Genomic DNA, 22769 nt, shown 5'->3' with positions numbered 1-22769 from the left:
GATGACGACAGGACGACTTTACGGCGTGGGCACGGGGCCGGGCGATCCGGAGCTTCTGACCCTCAAGGCGGTGCGGGCGATCGGCGAGGCCGATGTGCTTGCCTATTTCGCCAAGGCTGGCCGCTCGGGCAATGGCCGGGCGATCGTCGAAGGCCTGCTGAAGCCCGGCATGGCGGAGCTGCCGCTCTACTATCCCGTGACGACGGAAATCGACAGGGATCACGACGACTACAAGAACCAGATCGCCGCCTTCTACGATGCCTCCGCCGCTGCCGTGGCGGTGCATCTTGCGGCCGGCCGCACGGTCGCGATCCTCTCCGAGGGCGATCCGATGTTCTATGGCTCCTACATGCATCTGCATGTGCGGCTTGCCGATCGTTTCCCGACAGAGGTCATTCCCGGCATCACGGCGATGTCCGGCTGCTGGTCGCTGTCGGGCCTGCCCATCGTGCAGGGCGACGACGTGCTCTCCGTGCTGCCGGGCACGATGCGCGAGGAAGAGCTGTCGCGCCGGCTTGGCGACACCGAGGCGGCCGTCATCATGAAGGTCGGCCGTAACCTGCCAAAAATCCGCCGGGCACTTTCGGACGCCGGCCGCCTCGGTGAGGCCATCTATGTCGAGCGCGGGACCATGGCGACGAGCAAATCCATGCGCCTTTCGGAAAAGCTCGATGACACCGCGCCCTATTTCTCGCTCGTGCTCGTGCCGGGCTGGAGCGAACGGGCATGACCGGCAAACTCTTCGTCATCGGCACCGGCCCCGGCAATCCAGACCAGCTGACGCCGGAAGCGCTTGCTGCCGTTGCCGCATCGACCGAATTCTTCGGCTACTTTCCCTATATCGACCGGCTGAATCTTCGGCCGGGCCAGATCAAGGTCGCCTCCGACAACCGTGAGGAGCTGAACCGGGCGCAGGCCGCGCTGATGCGGGCGGCCGAGGGTGTGAATGTCTGTGTCGTCTCGGGCGGCGATCCCGGCGTCTTCGCCATGGCGGCTGCCGTCTGCGAGGCGATCGATGCCGGGCCGGAGGAATGGAAATCGGTCGATCTGACCGTCGTGCCGGGTGTGACCGCCATGCTCGCCGTCGCCGCCCGCATCGGCGCGCCGCTCGGGCATGATTTCTGCGCCATCTCGCTGTCGGACAATCTGAAGCCCTGGGATATCATCGAGAAGCGCCTGCGTCTGGTGTCCGAGGCGGGCCTGGTGATCGCGCTCTACAACCCGATCAGCAAGGCAAGGCCCTGGCAGCTCGGCCGGGCCTTCGAGATCCTGCGCGAGACCTTGCCGGCCACGACGCCCGTCATCTTCGGCCGCGCCGCCGGCCGGCCGGATGAGCGCATGCTGGTCATGCCGCTGGGCGAGGCCGAAGCTGAGCGCGCGGACATGGCGACCTGCGTCGTCATCGGCTCGCCGGAAACCCGTATCATCGCCCGGCCCGGCTTGGCCGACCTGGTCTATACGCCGCGTTTCCTGAAGGACGCGAGCAAATGATCGGCGAGCCGCACCGCATCCTCGACCGTTTCGGCGCGGTGGTCATCCGCGACCGCCGCCCGCTCGATGAGCAGGACGGGCAGGCCGAGCGCGCGTGCGGCGGTGATTTTCCCCTGCGTGGCCTCGCCACCGGAATTTTTGCTGACGATCACATCGATCCCGTGGGCGCGCAGCAAGGCGATCTCGTCTTCGACGGCGAAGGGGCCGCGGGAGAGCAGGTATTCGACATCGGGTGCATCGAGCGGCGGATCGACGGGATCGACGCTGCGCACGAGATAGTGATGCTGCGGGGCCGCGTCGAAAACCTTCGCCTCCTGCCGGCCGATGGTCAGGAAGACACGGCGCGGCGTCTCGCCCAGCGCGGTTATCGCATCGGAAACCGAGGCGACGCGCGTCCAGCGATCGCCGGGAGCCTCTTCCCAGCCGAGCCGCTCCAGCCGCAGCAGCGGAATGCCGGTCGCGGCGCTGGCTGCTCGGGCATTGACGGAAATTTGTTTGGCGAAGGGATGCGTGGCATCGATCAGCAGATCGATCGCATGCGATCCAAGATAGGCGGCAAGCCCTTCGGCACCGCCGAAACCACCGGTGCGCACCGGCACGGGCTGCGGCGCGGGATCGAGCGTGCGGCCGGCGAGCGACAGCGTGACGGCGAGATCGGCACGCTCGGCAAGGCGGCCGGCCAGATCGCGCGCTTCCGTCATGCCGCCCAGAATGAGGATGCGTCGCTTGTCCACGCCTGATCGATCCCTTGTTTCCGCCGCCCCGTGGCTTTCCATCATCGGGATCGGCGAGGACGGTCTAGCCGGTCTCGGCGACGAGGCCAAGGCCGCGATTAGTCGTGCCGAGATCGTCTTCGGCGGTGCGCGGCATCTGGAGCTGGCGGATGCGGCCATCCGCGGCGAGAAGCATGGTTGGCTCAGCCCTTTCGAACGCTCCGTAGAGGCCGTGCTTGCCGCGCGCGGGCGACCGGTGGTGGTGCTCGCCTCGGGCGATCCCTTTTTCTACGGCGTCGGCGTGACGCTGTCGCGGAGCATCGCGCGGGCGGAAATGCGGGTCTTCCCCGCACCTTCTTCTTTCAGTCTCGCGGCCTCGCGTATGGGCTGGGCCTTGCAGGAAACGGTCTGCGTCTCGCTGCATGGCCGTCCGCTCGATCTCATCCGCCCGCATCTGCATCCCGGTAGCCGCATCCTTGCGCTGACCTCGGACAGCGATGGCCCGGCAGCGCTGGCGGCGCTCTTGTCCGACAGCGGCTTCGGCGGCTCGGCGCTCACGGTTCTCGAAGCGCTCGGCGGTGCGCGCGAGCGGGTGAGCAGCCATCAGGCGCAAAGCTTTGCGCTTGCCGATGCCGATATGCTGAATGTCTGCGCCGTGGAGGTTTCGGCCGACGGCACGGCAGCGCGCGTCCTCGCCTTCACGCCGGGTCTCGACGACGCGCTTTTCGAGCATGACGGGCAGATCACCAAGCGCGAGGTGCGTGCGTTGACGCTTTCGGCGCTGGCGCCGAAGCGGGGCGAACTTCTGTGGGATGTCGGCGGCGGCTCCGGTTCCATCGGCATCGAATGGATGCTGGCCGATTCCTCGCTCCGGGCCATTGCCATTGAAGGCCATACCGAGCGCGGGGCCCGTATGCGGCGCAATGCGCGGAATTTCGGTGTGCCCGGTCTCGTGGTCGTCGAAGGCACCGCTCCCGGTGCGCTCGAAGGCCTTGTGGCTCCCGACGCAATCTTCATCGGTGGCGGCGGCAGCGAAGCTGGGGTGATGGAGGCGGTGTTGGCCGGCCTGAAACCCGGCGGTCGGCTCGTCGCCAATGCGGTGACGACGGAGATGGAAGCAGTGCTGCTTGCCCACCATGCCCGGCTCGGCGGATCGCTTATTCGCATCGATATCGCCCGCGCATCGCCCGTCGGGCAGATGACGGGCTGGCGGCCGGCCATGCCGGTCACGCAATGGAGCTGGGTCAAGCCGGCCGACATATCCGAGGAACAAAGATGACCGTTCACTTCATCGGCGCCGGCCCCGGCGCCGCCGACCTTATCACCGTGCGCGGCCGCGATCTCATCGGCAAATGCCCCGTCTGCCTCTATGCCGGCTCGATCGTCTCGCCGGAGCTTCTGCAATATTGCCCGCCCGGTGCGCGCATCATCGATACGGCCCCGATGTCGCTCGACGAGATCGAGGCGGAATATGTCAAGGCGGCTGCGGCGGGCGAGGATGTGGCACGGCTGCATTCCGGCGATCTCTCGGTGTGGAGCGCCGTCGCCGAGCAGATCCGCCGGCTCGAGAAGAACGGCATCGCCTATACGATGACGCCGGGTGTGCCTTCTTTTGCGGCGGCGGCTTCGGCACTCGGCCGCGAGCTCACCATTCCCGCCGTCGCGCAGAGCCTCGTGCTCACCCGCGTGTCCGGCCGCGCCTCGCCCATGCCGAACCGCGAGACCTTGAAGGGGTTCGGTGCGACAGGGGCGACGCTCGCCATCCATCTCGCCATCCATGCACTCGACCAGGTCGTGACGGAACTTACGCCGCTTTATGGCGTCGATTGCCCCGTCGCGATCGTCGTCAAGGCGTCCTGGCCGGATGAGCGCGTGGTGCGCGGCACGCTCTCCGATATCGCGGCGAAGGTGGCGGAAGAGCCGATCGAGCGCACGGCGCTGATCTTCGTCGGCCGTTCGCTGGCGGCGGAGGATTTTCGCGAGAGCTCGCTCTACGATCCCGCCTATCAGCGCCGCTTCCGCGGCCGCGACGGGTTTTAAGGCAGCATCGCCTCGAAGGCACGCGCGGCCTTGGAGCGGTAGCGCTCCTTGTGCCGCAGCAGGCGGAAGGCCCGTTCCGGCAGGTCGAAGCCGACGGGCATGAGCCGGCCGGCGGCGATGTCGTCCTCCACGACGGCGAAGGACACCGCCGTCAGCGCGCCGCCGCTCAGCACCGCGCTGCGCACCGCCTCGTTCGAGGGGAGCGACAACGCCACATCCAGCGCGTCCTCCCTCACGCCATGATCGGCAAGCGTCGTGGTCAGGGCGCTGCGCGTGCCGGAGCCCGGTTCACGCAGCACCCAGCGGGCTGCGCTCAGCATGGCCGCATCCGCCTGCCGGCCCGCGAACGGATGGCCTGAAGGGGCGACGATCACCACGCGGTCATGGGCGACGACGCGCTGGGCGAGCGCGGGATGATCCACGATACCCTCGACAAAACCGAGTTCCGCCTGCCCCTCGAGAACGGCGTCGGCCACCTGCTCGGTGTTGCTGGCGCCGAGCCTGATATCGATCGCCGGATAGTCCGCCTTGAAGCGCATCAGCCGCGGCGCCAGCCAGGAGCCGGCGACGGTCTGGCTGGCGGCCAGCGTCAGCGTGCCGCGCTTCAAGCCGCCGATCTCGGTGAGGAAGAGATCCGCGCCCGCCGCGCGCGCCAGCGTCGCCTTCGCCTCGGGCAGGAAGGCCGCCCCGGTCTGCGTCAGTTCGATGCGCCGCCCCGTGCGGTGAAACAGCGCGATGCCGTAGCGCTCCTCCAGCACGCGGATCGCGGAGCTGACGGCCGAGGGCGTGAGGTTGAGCGCCTCGGCCGCTTGCGTCAGATGCTCGCGCTCGGCCACGGCAATGAAAATGCGGAGCTGTTCGAGCGTCATCATCTGTTCGATCCAATCGAATGAAATGTCCAATATTTGCCGATGGATCGAACGGATTTTCAAGCGCATTTTTGGCGCATGGAAAATTTGGTCAAGAATCGCAGGAATTTTGGAATTCGGTCCCGGATTTCGGCCCTGTTCCCGGGCATACTGCTCTCGACAGTGGTCTCTGGCGTCGCGCTGGTTGCCGAGCGGCTGGAGCGGTGGCTGACGGGAGGTGCCTGGGTCGAGGCGCTGGTGCTGGCAATCCTGATCGGTGCGCTCTGCCGTCTCGCGCTGCGCCGGCCTGCGGCCTTCGATCCCGGCATCGCCTTTTCGGCAAAGTATTTTCTGGAGATTGCCATCGTGCTGCTCGGTGCAAGCGTGAGTGCGGCGGCAGTAACGGAGATGGGCTTGCCGCTGATTGCGGCCATTGCGGTTGTGGTGGGCATCGCCCTCATCGCAAGCTATGCGATCGGCCGGGGGCTTGGGCTCTCCCGCCCCGTCGCGCTGCTCGTCGCCTGCGGCAACTCGATCTGCGGCAATTCGGCGATCGCCGCGACCGCGCCGGTCATCCGGGCGGATGCGGAGGATGTTGCCTCCTCCATCGCCTTCACCGCGGTTCTCGGCATGCTGACCGTGCTGGCCTTGCCGGTGCTGGTGCCGCTTCTCGGGCTGTCGGCGACGGGTTATGGCGTGATGGCGGGCATGACGGTCTATGCGGTGCCGCAGGTGTTGGCCGCCACCGCGCCGGTCTCGGCGCTCAGCATCCAGATCGGGACCTTCGTCAAGCTGGTGCGGGTGCTGATGCTCGGCCCGGTCATCTTCCTGCTGTCGCTCGTCTCGGGCAAGGCGCGGGGGGAGCGCCCGGCGCTGCACCGGATGGTGCCTTGGTTCATCCTCGGCTTTCTCGCGCTGCTCATGGCCCGCAGCGTCGGTCTCGTCGATGCCACCCTGGCCGCGCGCATGAACGGGCTGGCGACGGGGCTGACGATCCTGTCGATGGCGGCCCTCGGCCTTGGCATCGATCTGCGCCGGGTGATGCGCGCCGGGCCGCGGGTGACGGCTGCCGTCATCCTGTCGCTCGGCGTGCTGGTGGCCGCGAGCTACGCCATGGTGCTACTGCTCAACCTTGCGACGGCCTGAAACGTCAGGCGGCAGCTTCCCGTGCGGTCGTCGGTATGTAGTTGAGTACCGGGCCCAGCCAGCGCTCGACTTCGCCGACAGCCATGCCTTTGCGCCGCGCATAGTCCTCCACCTGGTCGCGCTCCACCTTGGCGACGCCGAAATAGTAGCTTTCGGGCGAAGCGATATAGAGGCCGGAAACGGAGGAGCCCGGCCACATGGCAAAGCTTTCCGTCAACGTCACGCCAATTTCCTTTTCCGCATCGAGCAGCCGGAAGAGCGCCGTCTTTTCCGTATGGTCCGGCTGGGCGGGATAGCCGGGCGCGGGGCGGATGCCGGCATAGGGCTCGCCGATGAGGTCGGTGGGGGCGAAGGTCTCGTCCGGTGCATAGCCCCAGAGTTCCTTGCGGACAACTTCGTGCATGCGCTCGGCAAAGGTTTCGGCAAAGCGGTCGGCCAGCGCCTTGACGAGGATCGAGTTGTAGTCGTCGTTCGCCCGCTCGAAACGCTCGGCAATGGCGATCTCGCCGATGCCGGCCGTCACGACGAAGCCGCCGAGATAGTCGTGTTTGCCGCTGTCGACGGGTGCAACGAAATCGGACAGCGCGACATTCGGTCGGCCATCACGCTTGGAGAGTTGCTGGCGTAGCGTGAAGAAGGTCGCAAGCTCCGTGTCGCGCGCCTCGTCGGTGAAGAGCCTGATATCGTCCCCGACGGTGCCGGCCGGCCAGAAGCCGACGACGGCCTTGGGCGTGAACCATTTTTCCGCGATGATCTTTTCCAGCATGGCCTGCGCATCGGCAAAAAGCTGGCGGGCGGCGGCGCCCTGTTTCTCGTCGTCGAGGATTTTCGGATAGACGCCTTTCAGCTCCCAGGTCTGGAAGAAGGGTGTCCAGTCGATGTAGCGGGCAAGGTCGGCCAGATCCCAATCCTGCCAGACGCGGGTGCCGAGGAAGGACGGCGTCTTCGGCTGGTAGGCGGACCAGTCGGCCTTGAAGGCGTTGTCGCGGGCTTTCGCGAGCGGCAGGCGCTGCTTTTCGGCCTCACTCCTGGCATGGGCATCCGCCACCTTTCGGTATTCCGCCTTCAGCGTTTCGACATAACCCGGCTTCATCTCCGGCGACAGCAGGCTGCCGACGACGCCGACGGCGCGGCTGGCGTCGGTCACATAGACGGCCTGGCCCCGGTCGTAGCGCGGATGGATTTTGACCGCCGTATGGACGCGGCTCGTCGTGGCGCCGCCGATCAGGAGCGGGATGTCGAAACCCTCGCGCTCCATCTCCGTGGCAACATGTACCATCTCGTCGAGTGACGGAGTGATGAGGCCGGAGAGGCCGATGATATCGACCTTCTCGGCCTTCGCGGTCTCGAGAATCTTCGTCGCCGGCACCATGACGCCGAGGTCGATGATCTCGTAATTGTTGCAGGCCAGCACGACCCCAACGATGTTCTTGCCGATATCGTGCACGTCGCCCTTGACGGTCGCCATCAGGATTTTTCCGGCGCTCTGTCGCTCGCCGCTGCCGCCATTGGCGAGCTTTTCCGCCTCCATGTAAGGCAGCAGCACGGCCACCGCCTGCTTCATCACGCGGGCAGATTTCACCACCTGCGGCAAAAACATCCTTCCTGCGCCAAAAAGGTCGCCGACGACGTTCATGCCGGCCATCAAGGGGCCTTCGATGACATGCAGCGGGCGTTCGGCGTTCTGCCGGGCCTCCTCCGTGTCTTGCTCGACGAATTCGGTGATGCCGTTGACGAGTGCGTGCTCCAGCCGCTTTTCCACCGGCCATTCGCGCCAGGCGAGGTCTCGCTCGCGGGCTTCCTTGCCGGCCGCGCCCTTGAAGCGCTCGGCGATGTCGAGCAGGCGTTCGGTGGCGGTGCCGCCGGCCTTCGGCACGCGGTTCAGCACCACGTCCTCGCAGGCTTCGCGCAGCTCCGGCTCGATCGTGTCGTAGACGGCGAGCTGGCCGGCATTGACGATGCCCATGTCCATACCCGCCTGGATGGCGTGGTAGAGGAACACGGCGTGCATCGCCTCGCGCACCGGCTCATTGCCGCGGAACGAGAAGGACAGGTTCGACACGCCGCCGGAAATATGGGCATGCGGCAGTGTCGCGGTGATCTCGGCAGTCGCCTCGATGAAGTCGACACCGTAATTGTCATGCTCTTCGATGCCGGTGGCCACGGCGAAGATGTTCGGGTCGAAGACGATATCCTCGGGCGCAAGGCTCGCGACGTCGGTCAGCAGCTTGTAGGCGCGGGTGCAGATCTCCACCTTGCGGGCCTTCGTATCGGCCTGGCCTGTCTCGTCGAAGGCCATCACGACGACGGCCGCACCATAGGCACGCACCAGTTTCGCATGGTGCAGGAAGGCCTCTTCGCCCTCCTTCAGCGAGATGGAATTGACCAGCGGCTTGCCCTGAACGCATTTCAGGCCGGCTTCGATCACCTCCCATTTCGACGAGTCGATCATCACGGGCACACGGGCGATATCGGGCTCGGCGGCGATGAGGTTGAGATATTCCACCATCGCCTTGCCGGAATCGATCAGGCCTTCGTCCATGTTGATGTCGATGATCTGCGCGCCGTTCGCCACCTGATCGCGGGCGACGTCGAGTGCGGCAGCATAGTCGCCCGCCGTGATCAGCTTGCGGAATTTCGCCGAGCCCGTGACGTTGGTGCGCTCGCCGACATTCACGAAGGGAATGGCCTCCGTCAGCGTGAAGGGTTCGAGACCGGACAGGCGCATGTGGCGCGGGATATCGGGGATGGCACGCGGCTTGTGGCGCGATGCGGCCGCGGCGATGGCGCGGATATGGTCCGGCGTCGAGCCGCAGCAGCCGCCGACCACGTTGACCAGCCCATCGCGCATAAAACCTTCGATCTGGGCGGCCATCTCGTCCGGCGTTTCGTCATACTGGCCGAAGGCGTTCGGCAGGCCGGCATTAGGATAGGCGCAGACGAAGGTCTGCGCGACCGAGGAAATCTCGGCGAGATGGGCACGCATGGCATTGGCGCCGAGCGCGCAGTTGAGGCCGATGGAGAAGGGATCGGCATGGCGCACGGCATTCCAGAACGCCTCGGGCGTCTGGCCGGAGAGTGTGCGGCCGGAAAGGTCGGTGATGGTGCCCGAGATCATGACGGGCAGCTCGATGCCCTTTTCCTCGAAGATTTCGCGCGTGGCGAAGATCGCCGCCTTGGCGTTCAGTGTGTCGAAGATCGTCTCGATCAGGATGATATCGGCGCCGCCGTCGATGAGACCGCGCAGCTGCTCGGCATAGGCGATGCGAAGATCGTCGAAGGTCACGGCACGGTAGCCGGGATTGTTGACGTCGGGTGAGATGGAGGCGGTGCGGTTGGTCGGGCCGAGCGCACCGGCGACGAAGCGGCGCTTGCCGTCCTTCTGCTCGGCGCGCAGGCCGGCGCGGCGGGCAAGGCGCGCGCCGTCGCGGTTCAGCTCATAGACCATGTCCTCCATGCCGTAATCGGCCTGGGCGATAGTGGTGGAGGAGAAGGTGTTGGTCTCGAGGATGTCGGCGCCGGCGAGCGCGTAACGATAGTGGATGTCCTCGATTGCGCCGGGCTGGGTCAGCGTCAGGAGGTCGTTGTTGCCCTGCTGGTGGCAGGCGCAATCGCCGAAACGGTCGCCGCGGAAATCGTCCTCGACCAGCTTCAGTGTCTGGATCTCTGTGCCCATGGCGCCGTCGAGCACGAGGATTCTTTCGCGCGCGGCGGCTTCGAGGGCGGCGCGGATTTCGCGACCGTCCCGCGTCGGCTGTTTTGGGCCGAACAGATCGTCCAGATGGGACTTGGTCATGGGAAAACCCTCCGGTGCAGGCAAGACTGCATCGGAATTCACATAAAGATATCTTTATGTCAATATATCTCTATGCGGATAGGTTTAATGCTTCGGCCCGTCGGCACCCGCAAGCGAAGCGAACAATTCCCGCAGGCGAATGATGTCGGGGTCGGCGCTCTCGCAGCGCGAAAGCTTGTCCACCTCCTTCAGCGCCTCGACCGGGAGGTCGGCGCCACGCGGCTGCCAGAGCAGCCAGGAGATGAAGACGGATTCCGGCTTGCCGGTGCCGGACGGCTGGATATCGGTGAATTGAAACATTGTTTCCCCAATCGAAAATTGGGGGATGACCGGACGCACGCTCATGGAATTCGCCCGAAGGCGACAACAAGCGCACCCTTGGGACACCCCGCCCATGGACGTTACAGACGCGTCAGGGCAGGTCTCCTGGCTTGCGGGTCATTGCCTTTGTCTCGCCTTCCCGGTGGTTCACACCAGTGGCATGGAGCGACATCGGCTCGCCGTTCACAGTTGCGGGGGCAGCGCCGGTCTTGATGCTTTCTGGAGCATCGCACCGGCTTCCCTCTTAGCCTCCGAGCCGCTTTCGACTCGGAAGACCCTGACGCGGCGAAACTGGCTCGGTGCGGCTCTCAAGTCAATGGTGAGGGATCATGGTGCACAGGTCTGGAACTTTTTTCGACGCGGGGCATTTGGGCTTCCGCCTGCCTCCTGCTCCTCGCTCGTCCCGCGGCGAGGGCGTGATTCACCAAAACCGCAGATGAGGGCCGATGCCGAGCCATCCAGACACGCTCAGATGTTGCAAGTCTCTGTCCTTACGGCTAAAAAATGCCGTTTTCATGCACCACGCGGCCAGGATGCCAATCAGCGTGTCGCTTGAGCCATGTTCCCACCCTTCGCGCCATCCGGGTGCCGTATGGTGTCATGGCTGATCGCGGCACAGAGACGAAACCTGCCCGCAAAAACCCTTCCGGCGCACAGGCCTTTGCCGGATGGTTCAACATGGCCGGATCCAGATTAAGAAATATGTCCCTTCACAATACGCCGCACGCCGCCCGCGACGCAGACGCCAAGCAGATCGACTATAACGATTCGATCCGCGCCACCTATCTGACGCTGGAGGAGCTGGCCGATTGCGGCGAGGCTTTGGCGCGCGACAAGACCGCGCTGCTGCCGGGCTATCAGCCCTTCGAATTCCGTCCGCGCCACAAGGAAAACGAAAAGGAAATTTTCCGCGTCTATCAGGCGACGGCCAAGGACGTCGAAGCCGGCGCGCAGATCACGCCCGCCGCCGAATGGCTGCTCGACAATTATTACGTCATCGAAGAGGCCATCCAGGAAGTCCGCCGCGACTTCCCGCGGCGTTTCTACCGCCAGCTCCTGACCATCGAGATCGACGGCAAGCCGGTGCCGCGCACGCTGGTGCTCGCCTGGCTTTATGTCGCCCACACCCAGAGTAACATCTCGCATGAAAGCCTGACGGCCTTCGTGCAGGGGTTCCAGCGGGTCGATGCGCTGAAGATCGGCGAACTCTGGGCGCTGCCCTCGTTCATCCGCTTCGTGCTGCTGGAAAACCTGCGGCGCATATCGAGCCGCGTGGAGCGCTCGCGAAAAATGCGCTTCAAGGCGAACGAGGTGGCCGACGAACTGGTCCGCCTCAACGATCCCGAAAAGGCCATCGCGCATCTGCGCACCATGGAAAGCTTCGCCGAGGACAACACCTTCGTCACCCAGCTGCTCTACCGGCTGCGTGACGGCCTGCAGGCCTCGGGTGCCGTCATCCAGTGGCTGGAGCGCAGGATCGAAAGCCGCGGCAGCGATCTCGAAGAGCTGATCGTCTCGGAAAACAACCGCCTGTCCTCCGGCAACGCCACGATGAGCTCGCTCATCAAGAGCCTGCGCACCGTTGACGACACGGAATGGCCGGTCTGGTTCGAAAGCGTCAGCCGCCTCGACGAGGCGCTGCGCCAGGGCTCGGACTATTCCGACCTCGATTTCGGCTCGCGCAACAAGTACCGCAACACGATCGAGCGTTTCGCCCGCCGCTCCGGCAAGACGGAGCTCGAGGTCACCGAAACCGCGCTCGCCATGACGGCGGAAGATGCCGCCGCCCATGTCGAGGATCTCGACTACGAGGCCAATGTCGCCGCCTTCCTCGTCGGCAAGAAGCGCAAGCTGCTTGAAAAGCGCATCGACTACCGCCCCTCCATCGTGCAGCGCGTCGTGCGCTTCGGCCGCAAGCTCGACTGGTTCGCCATTGCCGGACCGAACATCCTCCTGACACTGCTTGCGATGATCGCGGTCTTCTATTTCCTCGATCAGCTCGATATTCCGAATGGCGCCTGGCTGATCATGCTGGTGCTCTTCGCGCTGCCGGCGTCTGAAGGCGCGTCGGGCCTGTTCAACACGCTCGTTACCTTCTTCGTCACGCCCTCGCGGCTTGTCGGCTACGAATTCAAGGACGGCATTCCCGATGATGCGCGCACGCTCGTCGTCGTGCCCTGTCTGATCGCCAAGCGCGACCATGTCGATGAGCTGGTGCGCAATCTCGAAGTGCACTACCTCGCCAATCCGCGCGGCGAGATCTATTTCTCGCTGGTCAGCGACTGGACGGACGCCCAAGTCGAGGAAACCCCTGCCGACCTCGAAGTGCTCGAATACGCCAAGCGCGAGATCGCGGCGCTTTCGGCGCGCTATGCCTATGACGGCCGTACGCGCTTCTACCTGCTGCACCGCCGCCGCCTCTATAACCCTTCAGAGGGCGCGTGGATGGGCTGGGAGCGCAAGCGCGGCAAGCTGCACGAGCTGAACCTGCTGCTGCGCGGCGATGGCGACACGACCTTCCTGCCAGGCGCCAACATGGTGCCGCCTGACGTCAAATACGTTATGACGCTCGATTCCGACACGCGCCTGATGCGCGATGCCGTGACCAAGCTCGTCGGCAAGCTGCACCACCCGATCAACCGTCCGGTCATCGATGCCGAAAAGGGCAAGGTCACCGCCGGCTACAGCATTCTCCAGCCGCGCGTCACGCCGTCGCTGACGACGGGCAAGGAAGCCTCGACCTTCCAGCGCATCTTCTCCGCCGACCGCGGCGTCGACCCTTACGTCTTCACCGTCTCCGACGTCTACCAGGATTTTGCCGGCGAAGGCACGTTTACCGGCAAGGGTCTCTACCACGTCGATGCCTTCGAGGCCGCCGTGAAGGGCCGCATCGGCGAAAACGAAGTGCTCAGCCACGACCTGCTCGAAGGCTCGTTGTCGCATTGCGCGCTGGTGACGGATGTCGAGCTCATCGAAGACTTCCCGACCCGCTACGGCACGGAAACCTCGCGCCAGCATCGCTGGGCGCGTGGCGACTGGCAGCTGTTGCCCTACCTCTTCAACCCGGCAAACGGCATTTCCATGCTCGGTCGCTGGAAGATGTACGACAACCTGCGCCGCAGCCTTATTCCCATCGGCTGGCTCGTCGCTTCCGTCATGGGCTGGTACTATATGGAGCCGCGCCAGGCGCTGATCTGGCAGCTCGTGCTGATCTTCCTGCTCTTCGTCGCACCGACCCTGTCGCTGATCTCCGGCATCATGCCGCGCCGCGGTGATATCGTCGCGCGTGCCCATGTGCACCGGGTCATCTCCGATATCCGCGCCTCCAATGCCCAGGTCGCGCTGCGCATCGCCTTCATCGCCCATTCGGCCGCACTCATGGCCGATGCCATCCTGCGCTCCGTCTACCGCACCTTCGGCAGCCGCAAGCTGATGCTGGAATGGCGCACGGCCGCCCAGGCCGACAGCGCCGCACGCGGCGGCATCCTCGACCATTACAAGGCGATGTGGCAGGCGCCGGCGCTCGCCGTGCTTTCCGTGGCGCTCGCCATGATCTCCGATACCGGCCTGCCCTTCATCGGCGTGCCTTTCGCCCTCGTCTGGGCGCTTTCGCCGGCCATTGCCTGGTATGTCAGCCAGACGGCCGAGACCGAAGACCAGCTCGTCGTGTCTGACTATGTCGCGACGGAACTGCGCAAATATGCCCGCCGCACCTGGCGCTATTTCGAGGATTTCGTCACCGCCGAGCAGCATTACCTGCCGCCGGACAATTTCCAGGAAACGCCGCAGCCGGTGCTCGCCGAGCGCACCTCGCCGACCAATGTCGGCGTCTACCTGCTCTCGGTCATCTCCGCCCGCGATTTCGGCTGGATCTCGTTCGAGGAGACGGTTCGCCGCCTCGAACAGACCATCGCCACCATCGACGGTATGCCGAAATATCGCGGCCACCTCTACAACTGGTACCGCACCAACACGCTGGAAACGCTCGGTCCGCGTTACGTCTCGGCGGTCGATAGCGGCAACCTCGCCGGTCACCTCATCGCCGTATCCTCCATGTGCCGCGAATGGGCGGAAGCGCCCTCGGCGCATCTGCAGGGCAGCCTTGACGGTATCGGCGACGTTGCCTCCATCCTCTCCGAAACGCTGAAGAAACTGCCGGATGACCGCAAGACCGTGCGTCCGCTGCGCCGCCTCATCGAGGAGCGCATCGTCGGTTTCCACAACGCGCTTGCCGCCGTCAAGCGCGAGCACGAATTCGCCTCGATCCGCGTCATCAACCTCTCGGTGCTGGCCCGCGACGTCAACAAGCTGATCGTCAATCTCGACCATGAGATCAAGTCGGCCGACAGCGGCGAGTTGGCCAAATGGGCGGGCGCGCTGGTCGCGACCTGCGAGGCGCATATCGCCGACAGCGTTTTCGACCTCGGCTCGATCGAAGGCCTGCGCGACCGGCTTGTCGTGCTGCGCGATCGCGCCCGCGACATCGCCTTCTCGATGGATTTCGGCTTCCTGTTCCGCCCGGAACGACGCCTGCTCTCCATCGGCTACCGCGTCGAGACCAACGAACTCGACGAGGCCTGCTACGACCTTCTGGCGTCGGAAGCCCGTCTCACCAGCCTCTTCGCCATCGCCAAGGGCGACCTGCCCACCGAGCACTGGTACAAGCTCGGACGCCCGGTCGTGCCGGTCGGCTCGCGCGGCGCGCTGGTCTCCTGGTCCGGCTCGATGTTCGAATATCTGATGCCGCCGCTCGTCATGCAGGAGCGCCAGGGCGGCATCCTGAACCAGACGAACAATCTGGTGGTGAAGGAGCAGATGAACCACGGCCGCCGTCTCGGCACGCCCTGGGGCATTTCGGAGGCGGCCTTCAATGCCCGCGACCATGAACTGACCTACCAATACACCAATTTCGGCGTGCCGACGCTCGGCCTGAAGCGCGGCCTCGGCCAGAACGCCGTCATCGCGCCCTATGCTTCGCTGCTCGCCGCCCAGTACGCGCCGGAGGAAGCGCTCGAAAACCTCGAGCGCCTGCGCAAGCTCGGCGCTCTCGGCGTCTACGGCTTCCACGATGCCGTCGACTTCACGCCGACCCGCGTGCCGGAAGGCAAGACCTGCGCGGTCGTGAAGAACTACATGGCGCACCATCACGGCATGTCGATTGCCGCCGTCGCCAATGTCGTCTTCAACGGCGCGCTGCGCGAACGCTTCCATGCCGATCCGGTCATCGAGGCGGCCGAACTGCTCTTGCAGGAAAAGGCACCGCGCGACATCCCGGTCATCAATGCCAAGCGCGAGCCGGAAACCGTCGGCAGCACGCAGGCGGACTTGTTGCGCCCGGAAATCCGCATCATCGAAAACCCCTTCGCCAAGGAGCGGGAAACCGTCTTCCTGTCGAACGGCCATTATTCGGTGATGCTGACGGCGAACGGCTCGGGCTATTCGCGCTGGAACGGCCAGTCCGTCACGCGCTGGAAGCCCGATCCGACAGAAGACCGCTGGGGTTCCTTCCTCTTCCTGCGCGATACCGTCTCGGGCGAATGGTGGTCCGCCACGGCGGAACCCAAGCGCGTCGAGGGTGAGAAGACCAAGACGCAGTTCGGCGACGACAAGGCTGAATTCGTCAAGACGATCGGCTCGCTCACCAGCGAGGTCGAGGTCATTGTCGCTACCGAGCATGACGCCGAGGGCCGCCGCCTGACGCTGCTCAACACCGGCACGGAAGACCGCTTCATCGAAGTGACCTCCTATATGGAGCCGGTCATCTCCACCGACGACGCCGACAGCGCCCATCCGCTGTTCTCGAAAATGTTCGTCCGCACCGAGATCGGCAAGCGCGGCGACGTTATCCGCGCGGTGCGCAACAAGCGCAATCCGAACGAGCCCGACATGACTATCGCCCATCTGATCGTCGATAATGCCGGCCCGTCGCGCCGCACCGAGATCGAGACCGACCGCCGCCGCTTCATCGGCCGCGGCCGCACGCTCGCCACCGCCGCCGCCTTCGATCCGGGCGCGCAACTGTCCAGCACAGACGGCTTTACGCTCGATCCGGTTCTGGCATTGCGTCGTGTAGTGCGCGTGCCTGCCGGCAAGAAGGTCAAGGTCATCTTCTGGACGATTGCGGCTCCCAGCCGTGCAGAGGTGGATGCCGCTATCGACCTCTACCGTCATCCCGAGAGCTTCAACCAGGAAATGATCCATGCCTGGACGCGCTCGCAGGTGCATATGCGCCATATCGGCGTGACCTCGCAGGAGGCGGCGAGCTTCCAGACGCTCGGCCGCTACCTGACCTATCCCGACATGCACCTGCGTGCCGATGCCGGCACGATCCAGACGGGGCTGACGGCCCAGTCGGCGCTGTGGCCGCTGGCGATTTCGGGCGATTTCCCGATCTTCGTCCTGCGCATCAACGACGAGATCGACCTCGAGGTTGCCCGTGGCGCGCTGCGTGCACAGGATTATCTACGCCATCGCGGCGTGACGGCCGATCTGGTAATCCTCAACGAGCGCGCGTCCTCCTATGCGCAGGACATGCAGCACACGCTCGACCAGATGTGCGAGAACCTTCGCCTGCGCGGCCAGTCCGACGGCATGCGCCAGCACATCTTCGCGGTACGCCGCGACCTGATGGAGGTCTCCACCTGGCAAGCACTGCTGGCCACCGCCCGCGCCGTTTTCCACGCCCGTAACGGCACGCTGTCCGACCAGATCAACCGCATGGCGATGCTCTTCTCAACGCCACGTGGTGAGGACGATGTGAAGGCCGAGATCGTCGTTCCAAAGCTGCCGGCTCCTGCGGCCGCGGAGCCGGTGACAATCGACGGCGAGGGCTTGACCTTCTGGAACGGTTTCGGCGGTTTCAACGCCGATCGCCGCGAATATGCCGTTCGTCTATGCGGCGGAGCGGCGACGCCCCAGCCGTGGATCAACGTCATCGCCAACAAGAACTTCGGCTTCCACGTTTCGGCGGAGGGCGCGGGCTTCACCTGGAGCCGCAATTCGCGCGATTTCCAGCTGACACCGTGGACCAACGACCCGGTCATCAACCGTCCGGGCGAGGCCTTCTATGTGCGTGATCGCGATCGTGGCACCGTGATCACGCCGTTTGCGGCGCTGTCGCAGCGTCCATCGGTGAAGTTCGAGACCTGGCACGGCCTCGGCTACACCGCCTTCCGCAGCTGGGAGGACGGTATCGAGCTCGATCTCGTGCAGACGGTCGATCCCGAGGATCCGGTCAAATATTCGCGCCTCGTCGTGAAGAACACCGGCGACACGGAACGCAATCTTTCGGTCTTCGGCTATGTCGAATGGGTGCTTGGCAACAATCCCGCCAAGACGGCGCCCTTTATCCTGACCAGTCATGACGAGGAGAGCGGCGCGCTCTTCGCCACCAATCCCTACAGCTTCGATTTCGCCGGCCGGACCAGCTTCTTTGCCGTCGATGCGCCGCTTTCGGGCTTCACGGCCAAGCGCCGCGATTTCATCGGCAAAGGCGATATTGCATCACCTATGGCCGTTGTGACGGGCCTTGCCCTTTCAGGTGCGGCCGACGGCATGGGGGATCCCTGCGCGGCACTGTCCGTCGATATCGTGTTGAAGCCCGGCGAGAAGCGCGAGCTCATCTTCGTGCTCGGCGATACCGCGGATGCGGACAGCGCCAAGGCGCTGGCCGAGAAAAGCCGCGCGGCCGATTTCGACGCCGTCATGGCGGCGGTGCGGGCCTTTTGGGAAGACTTCACCGGCACGCTGCAGGTCAAGACGCCGGATGCCGCGCTCGACCGCATGGTCAATGACTGGCTGCCCTATCAGGCGCTCGGCTGCCGCATCATGGCGCGCTCGGCCTTCTATCAGGCAAGCGGCGCCTATGGTTTCCGCGACCAGTTGCAGGACACGCTCGCCTTCGTGCTGCACCGGCCGGAACTTGCCCGCCGGCAGATCCTCAACGCCGCCTCGCGCCAGTTCGTCGAGGGTGACGTGCAGCATTGGTGGCTGCCCGACAGCGGCGCCGGCGTACGCACCATGATCTCCGACGACGTGGTCTGGCTCGCTCATGCGGTGGAATATTACTGCCGCGCCTCGGGCGACCGTGCCGTGCTTGACGAAAAGCTCGCCTTCATCGAGGGCCAGCCGCTTGCCGAGGGGCAGCACGATTCCTTCTACAAGCCGGGCCGTTCTTCCGAAGAGGCTTCGCTCTACGAGCATTGCGCCCGTGCGCTCGATCTTGCGATCCAGCGGACCGGCGAAAACGGCCTGCCACTCATTCTAGGCGGTGACTGGAACGACGGTATGAACCGGGTCGGCGAAGCCGGCCGCGGCACCAGCGTCTGGCTCGGCTGGTTCCTCACTGGCACCCTGCGCGGCTTCAGCGTCATCGCCCGCGAGCGCGGTGACAATGGTCGCGCCGAAGCCTGGGAAGGCCATCTCGGCGGTCTCAAGCAGGCGCTGGAAACGGCGGGCTGGGACGGCGGCTATTATCGCCGCGGCTATTTCGATGACGGCACGCCGCTGGGCTCCGCTGAGAGCGCCGAATGCCGGATCGATTCCATCGCGCAGAGCTGGAGTGTTCTATCCGGTGAAGGTGATGCGGAACGCTCGCGTCAGGCCATGGATGCGGTCCTCGAAAACCTTGTCGACCGGGAAAACGGCATCATCCGCCTGTTCACCCCGCCGTTGGCCGAGACCCCGCAGGATCCGGGCTATATCAAGGCCTATCCGCCGGGTGTCCGGGAAAACGGCGGGCAATATACCCATGCCGCAACCTGGGTCGTGCTGGCTCTGGCGCGTCAGGGCCGGGCGGACGACGCCTTTGCCTGCTTCGATATCCTCAATCCGGTCAAGCATGCGCTCGATCCGGATGCGGCGGAACGCTATCGCGTCGAGCCCTATGTGGTCGCCGCCGACGTCTATGGCGAAGGCGAGCGTACCGGGCAGGGTGGCTGGAGCTGGTACACCGGCTCGGCCGGCCTGCTCTACCGCGCGGCCGTGGAGGGCATCCTCGGCATCCGCAAGGAAGGCGGTCGCCTCTTCATCAATCCGGTGCTGCCTTCCTCCTGGAACGGCTACGGCGCGACGCTCACCATCGACGGCAAGAAGCTCACGATCCGCGTCGATCGTGGTGACGATGGTGGATGGCTCGCAAATGTGAACGGCAATGTCATCAAATCTTCAAACGAGGGTTATTTGCTCTGATCCACAGATGTGGATCAGACTGACATGACAGACAAAACCGGACTGACGGGCGCCGTGCCGCGGCAACGCGACACGCGCCTTGATGTTTTCAGGGCCATCGCCCTCCTGACGATCTTCGTCAATCACGTTCCGGGCCAGTATCTGGAACACCTGACGCACAAGAATTTCGGTTTTTCCGATTCGGCTGAGGCCTTCGTGCTGATCTCCGGCATGTCGGTGGGCCTTGCCTATGGTTCCCGCTTTGCCGTCGGGGAGCGGCTGGCGGTGACGCTGCGCATCCTGCGGCGGGCGCTGACGCTCTATGTAGCCCATATCATGACGAGCATCCTGACCTTCGCGATCTTCGCGGGCGGCGCCCTGTGGTTCGAGCGGCCGGATCTGATCTCGGAAATCAACCTGCGCGCCGTCGTCGACCGCACGGAACAGGGCGTCGTCAGCATGGTGCTGCTCGGCCACCAGTTCGGCTACAACAACATCCTCTCGATGTATGCCGTGCTGTTCCTGATGCTACCGGTCTTCCTCTGGCTCTATCGGCAAAGCGCGCTGCTGCTGCTCGCCGTCTCCGGCACGCTCTGGCTCTGCGCCGGCATCTGGCAGATCGCGCCGTCGAACTTCCTCGATGATGGCAAGTGGTTCCTAAACCCGCTGTCCTGGCAGTTCCTCTTCGTCATCGGCTTCGTCGGCGTGCTCAGGGCGAAACGGACGGGCATCCCCCGCAACAGCATGCTCACTTTGCTGTCGGCCGCCTATATCTTCGTCTCGATGCTGTGGGTCGTGTTCTCCTGGTGGAACATCGATTTCTCCTATGGCCTGCCCGCCGTGCTGACCGGCTTCGACAAGACTTTTCTCTCGACCACACGCCTCCTGCATGTGCTGGCCGGTGCCTATCTGGTGGCGACGATCCCGGTTCTGTCGAACTGGGCGGCGTTGCCGCTTTCGCATCCCCTGGTGGCCGTCGGCCGGCATTCGCTTGCCGTTTTCATCTTCGGCACGATCCTCGCCATGGTCGGGCAGGTGATGATGTTCGTCACGGGCAAGAACCCCGTCCTGGGCACGCTCTATGCGCTGGCCGGCATCGCGCTGCATTTCGTCTATGCGCGCTATCTCGACTGGCAGGCCGCCGTGATCGCCAGCACCAATGCAAAACGGCAGGGCGTGCGAGGCCCTGCCGGTTAGAAGGGGCGTTAGCCCGAAGTACGGGGCCTGACGCTCAGGCCGCCGTGTGGCTCTTGCGCACGTCGTCATCCGTCAGAATGCCGCTGGCGCGCAGCAGGGCGGCGAAGCGGCCGTTGCTCTGGCTGAGATCGTTGAATGTGCCCATCTCGGCGATCTTGCCGTGATCCATAAAGACCACGAGATCGGCTTCGCGGACCGTCGACAGGCGGTGCGCGATGATGAAGGTCGTGCGGTTGCGACGTAGCTGGTCGATTGCCGCCTTCACGCGGGCTTCCGTCTCCACGTCGAGTGCGCTGGTCGCCTCGTCGAGCACCAGGATCGGTGCGTTCTTGAGGATGGCGCGGGCAATCGCGATACGCTGGCGCTCGCCGCCCGACAGGCGGTTGCCGCGTTCGCCGACATGGGTGTCGTAGCCGCTCTGGCGCGAGACGATAAAGTCGTTCGCCGCCGCTGCTTCCGCCGCCGCCATGATCTCCTCCTCCGTCGCACCCTCGCGGCCGAGACGGATATTGTCTGATATCGAGCGGTTGAGCAGGCCAGCATCCTGGAAGACGGTGGCGATCGAGCGGCGCAGCGACTTGCGCGTCACCGTCGAAATATCGACGCCATCGATGAGAATCTGGCCGGACTGCGGCTCGTAGACGCGCTGCAAGAGATTGACCAGCGTCGTCTTACCGGCACCGGTCGGGCCGACGATGGCGACCGTCTGGCCGGCTTCGGCGGTGAACGACACGTCGCGCACGCCCTGGGTGGCATTGGCGAAGTCGAAGCTGATATTGCGGAACTCGACTCGGCCCTTGACCTCGCCGAGATCGCTCGCACCGGCCGGCTCCTCGCGTTCCTTGACGGCGTCTTCCAGCGTGAAGAAGTCCTCGAGCTTCGACCGGGCCTCGAAGATCTGCGTGACGAAGGCCTTCATCTGGTCGAGGCGGCCGATGAGCAGGCCGGCGAAGCCGATGAAAGCGATGACGTCACCCACCTTGATCTCGCCGCGTTGCACCAGAACCGTGCCGATGACGAGGATAGTCATCATGGAAATGGTAGAGGCAATGCGGTTCAGCGCACTGGCCAGCGCCCACCAGTCGAGCACGGGATACTGGGCATTGATCAGCCGCTCGGCAAAGCGCTTCAGCTCGCGCGTCTCCGCCTCGATGCGGTTGTAGCTGTGCACGACCGAAACGTTGCTGATGGAGTCCGACACATGCGAGAACACGGTGTGATAGTGGTTCTCGACCGAGGCCTGGCCCTCGCGGGTGCGGTTCATCACCACCTTGCCGATCAGCACGTAGAGCGCGCCGAGCACGACCAGAACCAGCGAGAGACGGTAGTCCATCACGAAGGCGGTGGGCACGAGCAGGACGAGTGCCACGGCGGTCGCCAGATGTGTGCGCATGAATTCGAGCCAGAGGCCGAACAGCGTCTCGCAGGCGCGCAGCAGCGTATGCAGGGCGTTGGAGGTGCCGCGCTGGCTATGCCAGGCGAGCGGCATGGAAATAATGCGGCCGAAGGCTTCCGTCAGCAGGCTGGCGCGGCGGCCATGGGCCAGCCGGTCGGCCTCGCGGGCGACGAGCACGAAGGCGATGGTGTTAAACAGGCCGAAGCCTGCCCACATCAGCAACATCGGCGTGACATTGCCCTGGGAGGAGATGGCATCGATGATACGACCGAACAGGATCGGTTCGGCAATGGCGATCACGGCGAGCACGACGTTGGCGGCAACGACCGAGCCAACCCTGAGCTTGTAGACGCTCAGATAGCTGAGCGCCCGTGCATAGACCTGAAACAAAGACACGAATGCGGCCTTTCCGGGCAAAACCTTTTGTGCGGTGCGATACACGCACCCTCGATCCCTTCGCTACAGGCATTAAGCAGCGCAAGGGGCGAAAGTTCTCCACGGCCGCGCAAATTTCATGACTCGTGTGAAATGTTGCGTGATGTCTTGAGATTTGCGCGCCGGGACGTCCTTATCCGATTGATTTTCATCATTCGATCCTGCCAAGTGTAAGCGGGGTAACATGAATGGGACATGACTGGCCGAAGCAAGGCGGG

12 protein-coding genes and 1 riboswitch are annotated in these 22769 nt (G+C 64.7%); of the genes, 7 read left to right on the top strand and 5 right to left on the bottom strand.

Going from position 1 to position 22769, the window contains the following annotated elements; genetic code table 11:
• Position 1 precedes the first annotated feature (1 nt).
• Positions 2 to 730, top strand: coding sequence for a precorrin-2 C(20)-methyltransferase (locus tag MUU55_RS23840; protein WP_425314225.1), 729 nt, complete (start codon positions 2 to 4; stop codon positions 728 to 730).
• The gene (locus MUU55_RS23835) at positions 727 to 1491 is read left to right on the top strand and encodes a precorrin-3B C(17)-methyltransferase (RefSeq protein ID WP_244763280.1); all 765 of its coding nucleotides are present in this window, start codon (positions 727 to 729) and stop codon (positions 1489 to 1491) included. Before MUU55_RS23840 ends, MUU55_RS23835 begins: the two co-directional genes overlap by 4 nt.
• Here the strand turns inward: MUU55_RS23835 and MUU55_RS23830 are convergent.
• Positions 1455 to 2225 carry a cobalt-precorrin-6A reductase gene (locus tag MUU55_RS23830; RefSeq protein WP_244763279.1) on the bottom strand — a complete coding sequence of 257 codons (771 nt, stop codon included), beginning with the start codon at positions 2223 to 2225 and terminating at the stop codon, positions 1455 to 1457. The genes MUU55_RS23835 and MUU55_RS23830 overlap by 37 nt on opposite strands.
• Here MUU55_RS23830 and cbiE point away from each other — a divergent pair.
• Entirely contained in the window at positions 2209 to 3483 is a 1275-nt protein-coding gene (cbiE, locus tag MUU55_RS23825; RefSeq protein WP_425314224.1) for a precorrin-6y C5,15-methyltransferase (decarboxylating) subunit CbiE, read from the top strand. The two genes, MUU55_RS23830 and cbiE, sit on opposite strands and share 17 nt — an antisense overlap.
• Positions 3480 to 4244 carry a precorrin-4 C(11)-methyltransferase gene (gene cobM / locus MUU55_RS23820; RefSeq protein ID WP_244763277.1) on the top strand — a complete coding sequence of 255 codons (765 nt, stop codon included), beginning with the start codon at positions 3480 to 3482 and terminating at the stop codon, positions 4242 to 4244. Before cbiE ends, cobM begins: the two co-directional genes overlap by 4 nt.
• Here cobM and MUU55_RS23815 read toward each other — a convergent pair.
• Positions 4241 to 5113: a LysR substrate-binding domain-containing protein gene (locus MUU55_RS23815; RefSeq protein WP_244763494.1), complete on the bottom strand. Its 873-nt coding sequence runs from the start codon at positions 5111 to 5113 to the stop codon at positions 4241 to 4243. The two genes, cobM and MUU55_RS23815, sit on opposite strands and share 4 nt — an antisense overlap.
• 78 nt (positions 5114 to 5191) lie before the next feature.
• Here MUU55_RS23815 and MUU55_RS23810 point away from each other — a divergent pair, with 78 nt between their 5' ends.
• Positions 5192 to 6238, top strand: coding sequence for a YeiH family protein (locus tag MUU55_RS23810; RefSeq protein WP_244763276.1), 1047 nt, complete (start codon positions 5192 to 5194; stop codon positions 6236 to 6238).
• Between the two features lie 4 nt (positions 6239 to 6242).
• On the opposite strand, the gene metH is transcribed toward MUU55_RS23810, so the two are convergent.
• Together metH and MUU55_RS23800 are read right to left on the bottom strand one after the other, a co-directional pair.
• Positions 6243 to 10034, bottom strand: coding sequence for a methionine synthase (gene metH / locus MUU55_RS23805; protein ID WP_244763275.1), 3792 nt, complete (start codon positions 10032 to 10034; stop codon positions 6243 to 6245).
• Positions 10035 to 10118: 84 nt separating this feature from the next.
• Positions 10119 to 10334, bottom strand: a complete 216-nt coding sequence (locus MUU55_RS23800; RefSeq protein WP_244763274.1) for a hypothetical protein — start codon at positions 10332 to 10334, stop codon at positions 10119 to 10121.
• A gap of 99 nt (positions 10335 to 10433) precedes the next feature.
• Positions 10434 to 10650: riboswitch (cobalamin riboswitch) on the bottom strand.
• Between the two features lie 407 nt (positions 10651 to 11057).
• Between MUU55_RS23800 and MUU55_RS23795 the strand changes: the two genes are divergently transcribed.
• Both MUU55_RS23795 and MUU55_RS23790 read left to right on the top strand, forming a co-directional pair.
• The gene (locus MUU55_RS23795) at positions 11058 to 19544 is read left to right on the top strand and encodes a glycoside hydrolase family 94 protein (protein ID WP_244763273.1); all 8487 of its coding nucleotides are present in this window, start codon (positions 11058 to 11060) and stop codon (positions 19542 to 19544) included.
• A 24-nt stretch (positions 19545 to 19568) separates the two neighbouring features.
• Positions 19569 to 20720 carry an OpgC family protein gene (locus tag MUU55_RS23790; RefSeq protein WP_244763272.1) on the top strand — a complete coding sequence of 384 codons (1152 nt, stop codon included), beginning with the start codon at positions 19569 to 19571 and terminating at the stop codon, positions 20718 to 20720.
• 34 nt (positions 20721 to 20754) lie between these two features.
• On the opposite strand, the gene MUU55_RS23785 is transcribed toward MUU55_RS23790, so the two are convergent.
• The gene (locus tag MUU55_RS23785) at positions 20755 to 22512 is read right to left on the bottom strand and encodes a glucan ABC transporter ATP-binding protein/ permease (RefSeq protein ID WP_244763271.1); all 1758 of its coding nucleotides are present in this window, start codon (positions 22510 to 22512) and stop codon (positions 20755 to 20757) included.
• Positions 22513 to 22769 lie beyond the last annotated feature (257 nt).

The organism is Shinella curvata, assembly GCF_022899935.1.
In the GTDB taxonomy this organism is placed as follows: domain Bacteria; phylum Pseudomonadota; class Alphaproteobacteria; order Rhizobiales; family Rhizobiaceae; genus Shinella; species Shinella curvata.
This window is presented reverse-complemented; position numbering and strand designations above follow the sequence as displayed.

Excerpts from the sequence above, each read along its gene's own strand:
- MUU55_RS23815 (WP_244763494.1), bottom strand. The coding sequence starts at position 5,113 with ATGACGCTCGAACAGCTCCGCATTTTCATTGCCGTGGCCGAGCGCGAG.
- cbiE (WP_425314224.1), top strand. The coding sequence starts at position 2,209 with ATGCGTCGCTTGTCCACGCCTGATCGATCCCTTGTTTCCGCCGCCCCG.
- MUU55_RS23790 (WP_244763272.1), top strand. The coding sequence starts at position 19,569 with ATGACAGACAAAACCGGACTGACGGGCGCCGTGCCGCGGCAACGCGAC.
- MUU55_RS23800 (WP_244763274.1), bottom strand. The coding sequence starts at position 10,334 with ATGTTTCAATTCACCGATATCCAGCCGTCCGGCACCGGCAAGCCGGAA.
- cobM (WP_244763277.1), top strand. The coding sequence starts at position 3,480 with ATGACCGTTCACTTCATCGGCGCCGGCCCCGGCGCCGCCGACCTTATC.
- MUU55_RS23810 (WP_244763276.1), top strand. The coding sequence starts at position 5,192 with ATGGAAAATTTGGTCAAGAATCGCAGGAATTTTGGAATTCGGTCCCGG.
- MUU55_RS23835 (WP_244763280.1), top strand. The coding sequence starts at position 727 with ATGACCGGCAAACTCTTCGTCATCGGCACCGGCCCCGGCAATCCAGAC.
- metH (WP_244763275.1), bottom strand. The coding sequence starts at position 10,034 with ATGACCAAGTCCCATCTGGACGATCTGTTCGGCCCAAAACAGCCGACG.
- MUU55_RS23840 (WP_425314225.1), top strand. The coding sequence starts at position 2 with ATGACGACAGGACGACTTTACGGCGTGGGCACGGGGCCGGGCGATCCG.
- MUU55_RS23795 (WP_244763273.1), top strand. The coding sequence starts at position 11,058 with ATGTCCCTTCACAATACGCCGCACGCCGCCCGCGACGCAGACGCCAAG.